General features: G+C 62.1%; 12 protein-coding genes. 5 read left to right on the forward strand and 7 right to left on the reverse strand.

Translation table 11 applies throughout. The features are described 5' to 3' along the window. Positions 1–37 precede the first annotated feature (37 nt). The 5 genes from LOY51_RS10435 to LOY51_RS10455 form a co-directional block, all read right to left on the reverse strand. Entirely contained in the window at positions 38–1,309 is a 1,272-nt protein-coding gene (locus LOY51_RS10435) for a sensor domain-containing diguanylate cyclase (protein WP_190306050.1), read from the reverse strand. 102 nt (positions 1,310–1,411) lie between these two features. Next, positions 1,412–1,888 carry a surface-adhesin E family protein gene (locus LOY51_RS10440; protein ID WP_125858201.1) on the reverse strand — a complete coding sequence of 159 codons (477 nt, stop codon included), beginning with the start codon at positions 1,886–1,888 and terminating at the stop codon, positions 1,412–1,414. Then, positions 1,885–2,532: a hypothetical protein gene (locus tag LOY51_RS10445; protein ID WP_125858202.1), complete on the reverse strand. Its 648-nt coding sequence runs from the start codon at positions 2,530–2,532 to the stop codon at positions 1,885–1,887. Before LOY51_RS10445 ends, LOY51_RS10440 begins: the two co-directional genes overlap by 4 nt. Positions 2,533–2,604: 72 nt before the next feature. Next, positions 2,605–3,627 (reverse strand): LLM class oxidoreductase, encoded by a 1,023-nt coding sequence (locus LOY51_RS10450; RefSeq protein ID WP_125858203.1) that lies wholly within the window; start codon positions 3,625–3,627, stop codon positions 2,605–2,607. Between the two features lie 23 nt (positions 3,628–3,650). Next, positions 3,651–4,286: a glutathione S-transferase family protein gene (locus LOY51_RS10455; protein WP_125858204.1), complete on the reverse strand. Its 636-nt coding sequence runs from the start codon at positions 4,284–4,286 to the stop codon at positions 3,651–3,653. A 124-nt stretch (positions 4,287–4,410) separates the two neighbouring features. On the opposite strand from LOY51_RS10455, the gene gcvA reads away from it, so the two are divergent. Further along, positions 4,411–5,304: a transcriptional regulator GcvA gene (gene gcvA / locus LOY51_RS10460; protein WP_258646086.1), complete on the forward strand. Its 894-nt coding sequence runs from the start codon at positions 4,411–4,413 to the stop codon at positions 5,302–5,304. Between the two features lie 89 nt (positions 5,305–5,393). Here the strand turns inward: gcvA and cuyB are convergent, their stop codons facing one another. Both cuyB and LOY51_RS10470 read right to left on the reverse strand, forming a co-directional pair. Further along, complete coding sequence (cuyB, locus tag LOY51_RS10465) at positions 5,394–6,866, reverse strand: cysteate racemase (protein ID WP_125858206.1); 1,473 nt, start codon at positions 6,864–6,866, stop codon at positions 5,394–5,396. 44 nt (positions 6,867–6,910) lie between these two features. Further along, the gene (locus tag LOY51_RS10470) at positions 6,911–8,191 is read right to left on the reverse strand and encodes a dicarboxylate/amino acid:cation symporter (protein WP_125858207.1); all 1,281 of its coding nucleotides are present in this window, start codon (positions 8,189–8,191) and stop codon (positions 6,911–6,913) included. A gap of 437 nt (positions 8,192–8,628) precedes the next feature. Here LOY51_RS10470 and LOY51_RS10475 point away from each other — a divergent pair, with 437 nt between their 5' ends. The 4 genes from LOY51_RS10475 (at position 8,629) to LOY51_RS10490 (ending at position 13,611) form a co-directional block, all read left to right on the forward strand. Next, entirely contained in the window at positions 8,629–9,534 is a 906-nt protein-coding gene (locus tag LOY51_RS10475) for a LysR substrate-binding domain-containing protein (RefSeq protein WP_125858208.1), read from the forward strand. 105 nt (positions 9,535–9,639) lie between these two features. After that, entirely contained in the window at positions 9,640–9,969 is a 330-nt protein-coding gene (locus LOY51_RS10480; RefSeq protein WP_258646088.1) for a DHCW motif cupin fold protein, read from the forward strand. A 773-nt stretch (positions 9,970–10,742) separates the two neighbouring features. Beyond that, complete coding sequence (locus LOY51_RS10485; RefSeq protein WP_223811902.1) at positions 10,743–12,047, forward strand: DUF1254 domain-containing protein; 1,305 nt, start codon at positions 10,743–10,745, stop codon at positions 12,045–12,047. 76 nt (positions 12,048–12,123) lie between these two features. Continuing rightward, the gene (locus tag LOY51_RS10490; protein WP_258646090.1) at positions 12,124–13,611 is read left to right on the forward strand and encodes a DUF1254 domain-containing protein; all 1,488 of its coding nucleotides are present in this window, start codon (positions 12,124–12,126) and stop codon (positions 13,609–13,611) included. Positions 13,612–13,940 lie beyond the last annotated feature (329 nt).

Below are 13,940 nucleotides of genomic sequence, written 5' to 3' on the forward strand. Positions count from 1 at the left end.
TGATAGAAAATGCAGCGCAAGGGTGCTGCATTGTTTTTCAGCCATTACGGGCGCGCAGCGCCTGCGCCTGGCCCAGGCGGTACTGGTTGTCGCCGCTGCGCTTGGCTTCGTACATCGCCAGATCGGCAACATGGATCAGTTGGTCGCGGGTCTGCCCGTGATCGGGGAACAGGGCGATGCCCAGGCTGACGCCGACCCGCTGCGACCTGTCGCCCAGGCGGATGGGGGCCTCCAGCGGCAACAGCAACCGCTGCGCGATCACCCGAGCCTCTTCCTCGGGGGCGCGCTCGGCCGATAGGCCTTCCAGCACGGTGACGAACTCGTCGCCACCCAGGCGCGCCACGCTGTCCGAGTTGCGCAGTGCTTCGTGCAGGCGGGCTGCGGTGGCCTGCAGCACCTGATCGCCCGCTGCGTGGCCAAGGTTGTCGTTGATCGCCTTGAAGCCGTTGAGGTCAATGAACACCAGTGCAACGCGGCCGTGGCTGCGCCGGGCCGACGCCAGGGCACCCTCCAGGCGCTCCTCGAACACCAGGCGGTTGGGCAGGCCGGTCAGCGGGTCATGGTGTGCCAGGCGGTGCAACTGGTTGGCCCAGGCTTTCTCCTCGGTGATATCACGCACCACGCCCATCATCTTTATGGGCGTGCCACGTTCGTCCTTGACCACGTTGCCGGTCTCGCGCAGCCAGTGCAGCGTACCGTCCGGCCAGACCACCCGGTATTCCTCGTCGTGGTTCTCGCCGGTTTCGATGCAGCGCAATTCGCCGGCGCGCACATGGGCGCGATCGTCCGGGTGAACCGCGTTGCAGAACAGTTCGTAGCTTGGTGTCACTTCGTCGACCGCATAGCCGAACATGCCGTAGATGGCGTCGGACCAGTACAGGTGGTTGGTGTCGATGTCCCAGTCCCAGGTGCCGATACGGGCGAAATACTGGCTGCGCTGGAAGCGTTCGGCCTCGGCCAGGATCGGACGGATCAGCAGCCATTGCCTGGCATTGGCCGTGCCTTGCTGGCTGATGTAAAGCGCGCGCGGCTGGCCATCGTCTCCCGTGACCTGCACCGAGCCGGCTGGCGTGGCCAACTGCGGTAGACGTTCTTGCAGGCGCAGGCCCAGCAGCGGCGTGTTGGCGCAGCCAAGCAGTTCGGCCGCGGCCGGGTTGTGCCAGCACACCCGGCCATCACGGCCCAGCTGCACCATGCCCACGTCCAACCCTGCCAGCAGGGTGCGGTGCTGCTGGCGCTGGCGCTGCAGCAGCCATAGCAGTGCCAGGCTGGGCAGGGTGGCGAGCAGGATGACGAACAAGGTAATCATCGGGCAGCGACTGATCCAAGAGGCTAAAAAATAGCTGCATTATGCCCAACCAATGATGGCAGTTCGCCGGCAAATGTTATCAACCCCGTTTCACAGATCCAGCTAACCCGGATTACCCGCCCGAAGCTGCGCCGCATCGACCTTGCACACCGCATCGCGCAATATCCCAATCAATGACTGCCGCTCCAACGGCTCCCATTGTGCAATATCGCTCTTGCGTGCCACTTCATCCCCCAGGGCGAAGGACTGGGAGAAATACACCCGGCCGAACTCCGCCATTTCATCCCGCTCGCAGTTGATCACCCGGGTCGCCCGCGAACTGCGGATTACTGGAGGTTTATCGCTGGGGGCGGGTGCGAGGTAGTTGTTGATCAGGTAGAACTGGCGCAAATGCCGATTGCCCTTGTACAGGGCGACGGAATGGGCGTCGAAGTAGGTTGCCAGTTCGGCGTTCTCCAGCAGTTTGAACATGCCTTTAGGGGCCGTGGCCGGTGCTTCGGTCACGGTTTTGTGCGGCACAGTGCCGTGGGCGCATCCGCCCAGCAGCACGACCGCAGCCAGGCATGGCAGGCGCTTCATCGTGTGGTTCCTTGCGCCACATCCGGGCGTTCCTGCTGCAACAGACGCTCATCGACGCTGCCCTGCAACGAACAGAGCAAGCGGGTCTTGCCGTCCTCGACGCTGAGCATCAGCAGCTTTTCCGCAGAGCCCGCCGCCGGAGCGATGCCCTCGGCAGCGGAGGTATTGTCCTGCCAGGCGGAATTGGCGTTCAGCTTGATCCGTGGCCTGGAAATGAAGTACTCGCCGGCCTCCTGCCAGTTGGCCTGCGGCAACTTGGCCATGACTTGCTCGCGGCTGGCATCGATTTCGAAGCCCCAGAAGTAGTAAGTGCCTTGCTTGCCCAGGTCCATGACCCGGTCGTAGTAGCTGGTCAGGCGCAGGCCCTGGTCGTCGACAGCGGGGGTGAAGTGCTGGAACGCGGTGTCGAAGTCGCGGCGGTCCGGCACCGGCAGCCAGGCCAGGCCGCGCTGATCGTCGCGGGCCAGCTTGACGGTCTTGCCCAGGTCGGCGCGCTGAGCGTACAGGTGCTTGAAGAATGACGGCTCACACGAGACCAGGCTTTCGCTGAGGCCGCTGGCCAGTGCATTACCGGAACACATTGCGAGGAAAAGGGGCAGGACCGCTTTACTGCAGGAGAAGGATAAAAGGCGACGCATGTCCATTGCTTGGAGATTCCTGGTGAGTTGAAAGGACGCGATTTTAATAGCGTCAGGACGCTGTTACAAACTCAGAAACTACCAGCCTTGCGCATGCGGCCCTGGCCCCGCCAATGCCGGAAACAGCGGCAGCACCTCTTCGGCCAGCTCCTGAATCACCTCCTGCGCCGGGCGCCGGGCCATCTGCACGCCCAGTGCCGCATGGTTGACCCCGGCCTCGCGCCATTCCCCCAGCAAATCGACCAGCCCGTGGCGCCCGGTGCGCAGCACATAGCCGCCTTGCTGCGGCGTACGCGGGTAGTGCGGGTCGTCGTCCAGGTCGATCCACTCATTGGTCATGTGCGGGCGGAAGCCGCCGCCGGGGATCGCCGCGCGCCAGGCGCGGATCTTTTCGGCCAGGCGGCGTGGGCCGAGGCTGTTGTGGGTAGCGTCGGGGTAGGTGAGCCAGCCGTCGGCATGCTCGCCCAGCCATTGCAAGCTCTGACGCGACGAGCCGGTCACCACCAGTGGGATGCGCCCGCTGACGGGCCTGGGCAGCAGCCGGGCAGCGCTGAGTTGCCCCAGCGGTGAGTCGATCGGCCCGGGGTGCTCGGCCAGCAGCCGGCGGAAGTAGTCCACGCTCTGCGCGAAGCGTTCGCCACGGCTGCGATGGTCAATCCCGTACGCGGGGAACTCTACCGGTCGGTCACCCGAGGCGATGCCCAGCACCAGGCGCCCGCCTGAAAGGCAGTCGAGCGTGGCGGCGGCCTTTGCCAGGTCGATGGGGTGGCGCAAGGTGAAGATCGCGCTGCCGGTCACCAAGGCGATGCGCCGGGTGTGGGCGGCCAGGTAGGCCAGGTAGGTGAAGGGGTCGAACACCTGCCCGGCGTCGCCGAAAGCTGGGTCGAACAACGGCACGTCGCGCACCCAGGCTGCGGCGAAGCCCAGCCGGTCGATCTCGCTGAGCAACTGCGCCTGCCCTTGGAGCACAGCCATGTCGCCGTCATAGAAGCGCAGCGGCAGGAAGATGCCCAGGGTCAACTGGTCGGGGGCGAACATGCGCCGGTAGCCGGGGTGATGGGCGAAGGCGGCGGCATTCGCGCCGCAGGGGGTGGTGTGCATGACCGTTCCTTGGTTGAGGAGTTTTATGGGCCGGTGGCCGGGGCGGGCAAGCGCAGGCCGCGCTGCACGGCGGGGCGCTGGTCGACTTGCCGGTACCAGCGGTTGAGGTGCGTGTGGCTGCTGAAATCGAAGCCCACCAACGCTGCGATATGCAGCCAGGCGAAGGTGGCGATGTCGGCGATCGAATAGGCTTCGCCAGCCAGCCACGGTCGGCTGGCAAGGTGCTGGTCGAGCGTGGCGAAGGTGCTCTCGGTAAGGTGGCGATAGCGCTGGATTGCCACAGGGCAGGGCGTGGCCTCGAAGCATTCGAAGTGCACGCGCTGGCCAAGCAGAGGCCCCATGCTGGCGCTGTGGTACATCAGCCAGGTGATCGCCGCCCAGCGTGGCTGCGACTGTGGGGCGAGCAACTGGCCACTGAGCTGCGCCAGGTACAGCAGAATGGCGGCAGACTCGAACAGCACGATATTGGCGCTGCCGTCGACCAACACCGGGATACGGCCTGCCGGGTTGAGCGCGAGAAAGGCCGGTTGCAGGTGCTCGCCGTGCTCGATGTTGACGTGCTCCAGACGGTAGGGCAGGCCCATTTCTTCGAGGGCGATGGTTATCTTGAAACCGTTGGGCGAGCTGTCGGTGTAGAGGACGAGGGTGGGGTCGTGCATGCTGGATACCTCAGGGAAACTAACGTAAGTTGTTTGGCCTGAGCGCTATCCTATGCATGCTGGCTTGAATACAGAAACGATAGCTTTAGCAACTAGCATTAGTTTTTCTAAATCGAGGAATTCCATGGGGGCCGTTCTGCCACTGCTCGCTTTGCGCTCCTTCACCGAAGCCACCCGCCTGGGCAGCCTGAAAGCTGCCGCCGAGCACATGGGCGTCACCCCCGGGGCCATCAGCCAGCAAATCCGCCAGCTGGAGGACCGCCTCGGCGTCACCCTGCTGACCCGCAGCCGCCATGGCCTGCAGCTCACCGAAGCCGGAGCGAGCCTGTACCCCGGCCTTTCACGCGGTTTCGGCCAGATCGAGCGTGCGCTGCTCGATCTCGAGATCCAGACCAATGCCAACACCCTGACCATCAGCACGCAGCCCTCGTTCGCCGCCAGTTGGCTGGTGCCACGCCTGGCCAGTTTCAGCGTGCAGCACCCCGGCATCGAGGTGCGCGTGGAGGCGACGGCGCGGCTGGTCGACCTGCAGCGCGAACGCATCGACATCGCCCTGCGCCATGGTTTGGGCGATTACCCAGGGCTTGTGTCGAAAACACTGCTGTCGCCCGCGTTACTGCCAGTTGCCAGCCCCGCTTTGCTCGCCAGCGGGCCGGCACTGCACGCCCCTGAAGATTGCCTGCAGTACCCGCTGTTGCAGGATGCCGAGCGCGCCGACTGGGCGCTGTGGTTGCAGGCCCACGGCATCGAGCCCGACCACCGCAGCCGCCGCGGGCCGAGCTTTGACGAAGACCTGCTGTTGCTGCGCGCCGCCGCCAGCGGCCAGGGCATCGCCCTGGTGCAGGCGCAGCTCGCCGAAGATGACCTGCGCAGCGGCAGGCTGGTGGTGGCCGTTGACCGGCCATGGCCATCACGCTTTGCCTACTATCTGGTCGCGCGCAAGGAGACCCTGAAACGCCCGCAGGTGCGGGCTTTCATAGACTGGATCGAGGGCCAGCTTGCAACCGGGGCAAGCTGAAAGTGGCAAGAACGGCCGGGAAGCCCGGCTGTCAGTTGCGCATCAACCGCAAGTCCCAATGCAAGTGACTGGCCGCAAAGGCCAGGCGGTCAGGCCAGGCTGGTGAGGTCCCCCTGGGCCAGTGCGACGCAGCGTTGCGCGAGCACATTCGTGGGGTCGACCAGGGCTACCCGGGCCGTGCCGATGGGAAAATCATCGGCCATTGGCAGGATCAGCGGCAGCTCGGTACAGCCAAGGATCAAAACGGTCGCACCTTGCTCCACCAGCTGTGCTGCAGCCGTGAGCAGGTCGTCCTTGCACTGGCCAGTGGTGTGTCCCGCCTTGACGCCTTGCTCACCGTAGATGGCGCGCATGACCAGCGCCTGCGCGGCCTCATCAGGCACCATCAGGTTCAAGCCGACCCGTTCTGCAGCCGCGTGGTAAACCCGGCTTTGCAGGGTGCCGGAGGTTGCCAGCAAGCCGACCTTGCAGGTGTTGCCATACGCCTGCCCAATGAACTCGATGGTTTGCGTCAGCATGTTGATGATCGGGATGTGCAGATGCCTCTGGATGCGCTCGACATAGGCATGCGCGGTGTTGCAGGGAATGGCGATGGCCTTGGCGCCTTCGCATTCCAGGCGCTTGCAGGTCGCGTACATGGCCACTGTCGGGTCCATCTCCTGGCGCAGCAGATTGGCCGTTCGGTCGGGAATCTGCGGGTTGTGCTCGACCACCATCCTGATGTGGTCCTGGTCCCTGCCGGCTGGCGTGTTCTTGACCACCTTGCCCATGAAGTCGACGGTCGCCGCCGGGCCGACCCCGCCAACAATGCCCAGTTTGAACGGCGCGGCGGTTCGCATGGATTCACTGGATGCGGCGTAGTCGGCATACACCTGGTTCACATCGATGCAGCGGATGCCGCGTCGTTGCAGGTCGGCTGCCACCAGGGAAATCTCCGTCATGCCCGGCAGCAGCAGGTGTGCCCCTTGGCTGTTGAGGTCCAGGCAGGCCTGGTGAAGCCGCTCCAGCGCAACCCCGTCGAGGTGGCCGGCCTTGATGCCCGCTGGACCGTATACAGCCTCCATCAGCGCCGCCTGATTGGCAGGCGACGGATACACCAGCGCAAAGTCGGCGCCGAAGTGCTGCTCGAACAAACCGGCAGCGCGGACGTAGTCCGAGGCCAGCACACCGAGGCGTGCACCTGGTTCGGCTACCTGGGCCAGGTGCTGCTTCAGCGCAGCCATCAGGTCGACAATCGGGATGTCCAGTTCCGCTTTCAGCTCATCCATGAACGTCTGGCTGGCGAAGCACGGAATCAGTACGGCATCCACCTCGCTGTCGGTATAGCCCTGGCAGACCTGAAAAACATACAGCTTGCGGGAGGTCATGCTGGCGTCGGTGCTCAGTGGCAGCGACAGGTCCTTGAAAGGATGTTGCTCAAACAGCAGGTGGTAGCGCCCCTGGTCCGCCAGCACCGGCTCACTCTTGAGCAACTTCAGGAACAAGTCCCCGCCCGCCAGCGAACCCAGGCCGCCGATGATGCCGAGCGTGCGGGTAGAGTGATTTTTTCTCGACGGTTTCATGTTCGGTTCATCCAGGCAGTAAGGGGAGTGGGCGGGGTGGTGGATCAGGCGTTCTGTGGGCGGCTGCCGGCGCTGTGCGCTTGAGGGGTGTCGCCGTGCTTGCTCTCCAGGTTGGCAATCACTGCCGTGGCAATGCTGTTACCCACTACGTTGGTGGCGGTGCGGCCCATGTCCAGGAACTGATCGATCGCCAGGATCAACAGCAGGCCCGCTTCCGGCAGATGGAACATGGGCAGGGTAGCTGCGACCACCACCACCGAAGCACGGGCAACGCCGGCCATGCCTTTGCTGGTGATCATCAGGGTCAGCAGGATGAGCAGTTGCTGGGTAAACGACAGATCGACGTTGTAGGCCTGGGCGATGAACATGATCGCGAAGGCCTGGTACATCATCGAACCGTCCAGGTTGAAGGAATACCCCAGGGGCAGGACGAAGCTGGATACGCGCTTGGGAGCACCGAATTTCTCCAGCGCATCGATGGTCTTGGGGTAGGCCGACTCACTGCTGGCGGTGGAAAACGCCAGCAACACCGGTTCACGGATCAGCTTGCCGAGCGTGAACACCGGGCGGCCGAGGAAGCCGTAGCCGACCGCGAACAGCACCACCCAGAGCAGCAGGATGCCGATGTAGAACTGGCCGATCAGCTTGCCGTAATCGAACAGCAGGCCAATGCCTTGGGTGGTCACCGCGGCGGCGAGGGCGGCAAACACACCGACGGGGGCAAACATCATCACGTAGTCAGTAATACGGAACATCACCTTGGCCAGGTCGTCGACCAGGTCGCCGATTTTCTCGTTGCCCTGTTTCTTCACGTAGGCCAGTGCCAGGCCGAAGAACAGCGAGAACACCACGATCTGCAGGATCTCGTTGTTGGCCATGGCTTCTGCAATGCTGCGCGGGAAGACATGGCTGATGAACGTCTTGAGGCTGAAATCACCGGCGTTGACGGTCAACGCGCTGCCCGCCTGGGCCTGCTGGATACTCAGGTTAAGGTCAGCCCCGGGCTGGAAGACATTGACCAGCAACATGCCCAGGGCCAGCGAGAATAGCGAGGCACTGACGAACCAGATCATCGAGCGCAGACCAATGCGGCCTACCGAGCCGGAGTTACCCAGGCTGCTGATGCCGGCCACCAGGGTGGCGAACACCAAGGGGGCGATGATCATCTTGATCATGCGCAGGAAGATATCGGTGACCAGGCTGAAGTAGCCGGCAATCTCCTTTGCCGAATCAGGGGTGGGCGCAAATGTGTTGCAACCCCAACCGACGACGATGCCAAGCATGATTGCCACGGCGATGTATTTGGGTAGTTTCTTGTTGTTCATCTCGACCTCATTGTTTTTGCGGCGCGTCGAAGCTCGTCCGGCGCTGTAGCTACAGCGGCGGGCCAGGTGTCGGGTCAGTCAGCGGTTTGCGATCGGGCAGTCTTTGGCGGCGGCCAGCGGATACTGAAACCGACAATCCAAAGGGCTGCGAAGGGTGTTCATGGCTGCTTCGTTCCAGCCAACGCGCTCAGATTACGCCCAGTGCTTTGATGAGTTGATGAGGAAGCGCGATAGTTTGATGCGTTAATTTCATAGTTGGTTAAGTGCGGCCAATGTCGTCTAAATCATTGCATCAAGCAGTTAAGATTGTTTATCTCCTGGCTTGGTTCTGCCTCGCTATTTAACGCTGGCCTGGAGTGGCGCCTTGAACAGTGCAAAGCTTTCAGGGACATGCTGTTGCTGATCGAGTCAGCGCCGAACATTTGCCCGAGCCTGCCATGCAAACCAAGTGGATAGATGACCTGCTAGCGGTCGCCGAAACCAAGAACTTCTCCCGTGCCGCCGAGATCCGCTGCATCACCCAGTCCGCGTTGTCACGGCGGATCAAATCGCTCGAGGAGTGGGTGGGCGTCGATCTCGTCGATCGCGGTACTTATCCTGTGCAATTGACCAAGGCTGGCCAGATCTTCTGCAGCGAAGGGCGCGAAGCCCTGTCGGCCTTCATGGACCTGCGCTCGTCCTTGCGCCGCGGCGAGCGCATGCCCGGGCGGTCGATCCAGGTGATCGCCGGCCATACCCTGTCGATGACCTTCGTGCCGAAATGGTTCGCCGGCTTTCAGCGCCGCTATGGCTATTTCAATGCCCGGGTGCTGGCGGCCAATGTGCAGGAAGCGGTGATTGCCCTGGCGGAGGGGGGCTGCGACCTGATGATCGGCTACAGCCACCCACGCGCGCCGATCGTGCTCGACCCGGACAAGTTCATCGGCTTGCGCCTGGGCCTTGATGCGTTCTTTCCGGTCTCGGCCCCCGACGCCGAAGGCCGACCGTTGTTCGAACTGCCAGGGATCCCCGAGCAGCCCATTCCCTACCTGGCATACACCGCAACGTCGTTCCTCGGGCGGGTGGTCGATGTGATTATCCAGGCTGAACAACGCCAGCCCGAACTCAACCGTTTTTACGAAGCCGACATGGCCATGCACCTGTTGCGCATGGCACGCGAGGGCTACGGCATCACCTGGGTCCCCGAATCGGCGGTGGAAGAGGAAATTGCCGCAGGCAAACTGGTGCGCGCAGGCGGGCCTGAATGGTCTGCGCAGCTGGAGATCTGGTCGTTTCGCTCCATCGGCAATACCAACCAGACGATGCTGGACCTGTGGAAGTCGCTGGAGAAGGACACGCGTTGAAGGCACGCGTATGGGGTGCTGTATGAAACAAATGCAGCCGGTCTGTATCTATCGATGAGTGCTGCGCAGCGGTAAGTTCGAGGCCCTCATTCACAGGAGTCGAACATGCAACTGACCGCCATTCCCTTCGGCACTACCGACTGGTCGCAGATCGAGCCTGTCGCGCACCCCGGCGATGAGGGCACCGCGTACTGGCGCACCTGCCAGTTCGGCAGCATCCGTGTGCGACAGGTGGAGTACAGCGCCGGCTACGTCGCCGACCATTGGTGCAGCAAGGGCCATATCCTGCTGTGTCTGGAGGGCCAGCTGGACACCGAGCTGGACGATGGCCGGCGCTTCACGTTGAAGGCCGGCATGAGCTATCAGGTTGCCGACAATGCCGAGGCGCATCGCTCATCCACCTTGATCGGGGCCAAGTTGTTCATCGTGGATTGAAGGGGTGCTGCCAGTTGGTGCGCCAAGATCATTGACTCCGGAATGCCAGATTCAGGGAAACCTGGATTGCTGTGAACGGCTGCAACGGGTTGATGGCGTGATGTCGGGAACGGCAGATATCGACCCGTAGCTGACAGTCATGCCAGAGGTGATCTCTGTCGGAGCGGGTTTATCGAGGCGTCGAACCGCCGCGAACACGGGCGAAGCCCGTGCCACTCTCCGCGTCGCCTGCTTCGCGGGTAAACCCGCTCCCACAAGGTTCGCGCCAGCCTCGAAAAATGAGCAAGAGCAGCACCATCGCAATGGCAGCTTTGGGTCGAAAGCTGACCGTAGTGGATGAGCTCTATCGACCCCAAGCTGACGCTCATAGGGTCTGTCTCAGCCATGGCCCACGCAGCTTGATCCACGATAGAGGCACAGAGGGTTAGCCGCTCGTCAGGCCCGCCAGCTATCACCACTGGCTATCGAGCGCGCTTCGTTGCGTAGCCGCCGATGCAATCTAGACTGGCAAGGTCACGGAGCCGGAATGTTGAGCGTGTGCGTTTAACGACTGCCCACCGTAGTTCGCAAGTTCGCTTCCTTAGCAAATTCCCAACGCAAGGATGTCGACGATGCCTCATTCGATGAAATTGCTTTGCGCCGCTGTCTTGTTCATTCCCTTGGGCGCGCCAGTGCTTCACGCTGCCGAGCAGGCGCCCACCCCTGCATCGCCAATCACCCAACCAGCCACTGGGGTACTGATACACCCAGAGTACGCAAAGGCGATAGCGCGTATGGCTTACATCTGGGGATGGCCGATGGTGAACATGCTCAATCGCAACGACACCATCACCAGGGCTCCGCATCCTGGCCTGCTGGGCGGCATCCTGCCAGTGGCGCCGCAAGGCCAGCTGGGCATGCTGCATGACTACATCACCCCGGCCGAAACCTTCGTCACCTGCCCGAACCAGGACGTGGTGTATGGGCTGGGCTTCTTCTCCCTTGATGACCAACCGGTGATTGCCCAGGTACCGGACTTCGGGGAGCGCTTCTGGGTCTATTCGATCTATGACCAACGCACCGACCAGGTGGGCGAATTAGGCAAGCCTTATGGCAGCAAACCGGGCTTCTACCTGTTGGTGGGGCCGAACTGGAAAGGCGAAAAACCCGAAGGGGTGGAAGCGATCATCCGCAGCCCCACTGCGTTGGCTAACGCCATTCCGCGCATCTTCCTGGATGACACTGCCGCAGATCGGGCCGCGATCCAGGAGAAACTCAACCAGGTTGCCTTCTACCCGCTGAAGGATTTCGACGGGAAGATGAAGAGCATCGACTGGAAGAACACCCCGGACATTCCCAATCCGAACGCCGCCAAAGCCAGCGGCGGGGAAACCAGATGGGTGATTCCCGAGAAGTTCTTCGAGCAACTGCCCAAAGTGCTGGACATGGTGCCGCCACTGCCGGGTGAAGAGGCGCTCTACGGTCAGTTCCGCTTGCTGATGGAGAGTGCAGCCAAGGATCCGGCGCTCAAGAAACTGCTGGTGCAGACCGCAGTGGAAAGCGAAAAGGACATCATCAAGCCGTTCTTCGAGTGGAAGCACAACGGGCGTCCGGCCGGCAACGGCTGGAACCGTTCCACCAACAACGCCCAGTTCGGCATCGACTACTTCAACCGTACCGGTACCGCCAAGTCGAACATGTTCGACAACCGCCCGAATGAAACCCAGTACTTCTATACCGACTTCGATAATGCCGGCGCCCCGCTCAACGGCGCGCACAGCTATGAAGTGAACTTTGCCGCCGGCCAGGAGCCGCCGGTGAACGGTTTCTGGTCGCTGACGCTGTACAACGAAAAACACCTGTTCAGCAGTAACCAGCTCAACCGCTATTCCCTGGGCACCAAGAACAAGGACCTCAAGCGCAACGCCGACGGCTCGCTCACGCTTTATATCGCTCCCACCTCACCCGGTAAGGGCAAGGAGAGCAACTGGCTGCCTTCACCGAAGGAGCCGGTCTCCTTGTACATCCGCGCTTACTGGGGCAAAGAGCCGATCCTCGATGGCACTTGGCAACCGCCGGTGATCAAGAAGATCAAGTAAGCCACTGAGCCGATAAATAGGCCTGTCGGTGACGACGTATCGGACGCCGCCGCGCCTTGTTCTGGAGATTACTTTCATGGGTTCGATGCAACGCATGTTCGCACTTTCTGCACTGGCTGCTTCGCTGACGGCCCTGCCGATGGTGCAGGCGGCCGACCAGGCGCCGGCTTCGCCGCTGATCAAGCAGATCAACAACGGCAATTGGCTTGATCCCAAGGAAGCCGAGAGCCTTCGCGATGAGCTGTATTACCAGCGTGCGGTCTTCGCCTACATGACGATGCTGCCGGCGCTCAACACCATCGGCATGAAGGATGGCTCGGAGCAAGCATTCGGCGCCGGCTACAACGTGCTGCCGATCTGGAAGCAACGCATGGACGCACGGACCATGGTGCCCACGCCCAACGCCGACGTGATCTATTCCATGAGCTATCTGGATCTCAAGCAGACGGGGCCGTTGGTGGTGAAGGCGCCGGCGAATGTCATCGGCATGTTTACCGATTTCTTCCAGAGAACACTCACCGACGTGGGGGCCGTGGGGCCAGACCGTGCGCGTGGCGGTCTTTACCTGCTGTTGCCGCCGGACTACAACGGGCCGGTGCCTGGTGGCTACTTCGCGGTCAAGTCGCGGACCTACAACGTTTTCCTGTTCTTCCGCACGGTCATGGCCAAAGGTGAAGGCAAGCCGGACCCGGCCCCGGCGGTCAAGAACGCCGAACTGACCCGCGTCTATCCGCTGTTCACGGTGGAGAAAGACGTGAAGCCCATGGAGTTCCCCGACGCCAGTGGCAAGGCGCTGAACATGATGTACCCGGTAGACAACAACTACTGGGCCAAGCTCAAGGCCTTCGTCGACTATGAGCCGGTCGAAGCCATTGATCCCGAACTGCGCGGCGTGCTGGCGTCCATCGGCATCATCAAGGGCATGCCGTTCAAGCCTACGGACAAGCAGCAAGAACTACTGAGGAAGGCGGTGGAAACTGCACCGAAAATGATCCTCGCCAACCGCCAACTGGGGCGCGAAGACAAACGCAATCTCTACTATCAGGACCGTCAGTACGAGAACACCTGGGCCGGCGGCACCAATGACTGGATGCAAGAAAGCTACTTGGACGTAAACCAACGCGCCAACTTCTTCCAGTTCGCCTATTCCTCGGCACCGGCGATGGTGATGCACACCACAGGGGCTGGTTCGAAGTACCCGTTCACAGGGCGTGACAAGGATGGCAAGTTCCTCGAGGGCGGGGGTACCTACAAGCTGCGCCTGCCGGCGAATCCACCCGCTGCGCTGTTCTGGGCGGTGACCGCTTACAACATCACAGACGGCACCATGCCCGAGACTAAACAGCTGTTGCCATCCACCAATGGCTACTACGACATCCCCAAACAGCAGGATGGCTCTATCGAAATCTGGTTCGGCCCCGAGAAACCGGCGGATGTTGCCGATGCAGCGTTCATCCAGACAATCCCAGGCCGCAACTTCCTGGTTGCACTGCGCTTGTACGGCAGCGAAGACGCCTTCTACGACCAGACATGGAAACCGGATGACGTGGTGAAGGTCAAGTAACGCCTCTGGCCAGGCTGGCGGTTTGAGCTGTGCGCCAGCGAACCAATCCAATGACAGCAATAGGTCGATGGCAGCTGGTCGCGGACGAGCGCTTTCGACCCGTAGCTGACAGTCATGCCAGAGGTGATCTCTGTGGGAGCGGGTTTATCGAGGCGTCGAACCGCCGCGAACACGGGCGAAGCCCGTACCACCCTCCGCGTCGCCTGCTTCGCGGGTAAACCCGCTCCCACAAGGTTCGCGCCAGCCTCGAAAAATGAGCAAGAGCAGCACCATCGCAATGGCAGCTACGGGTCGTTAGCGGTCAGTCGCAGACGGCTGCCCACGCCCCA

The organism is Pseudomonas sichuanensis (assembly GCF_024749065.1).
Taxonomy (GTDB): Bacteria; Pseudomonadota; Gammaproteobacteria; order Pseudomonadales; family Pseudomonadaceae; genus Aquipseudomonas; species Aquipseudomonas sichuanensis.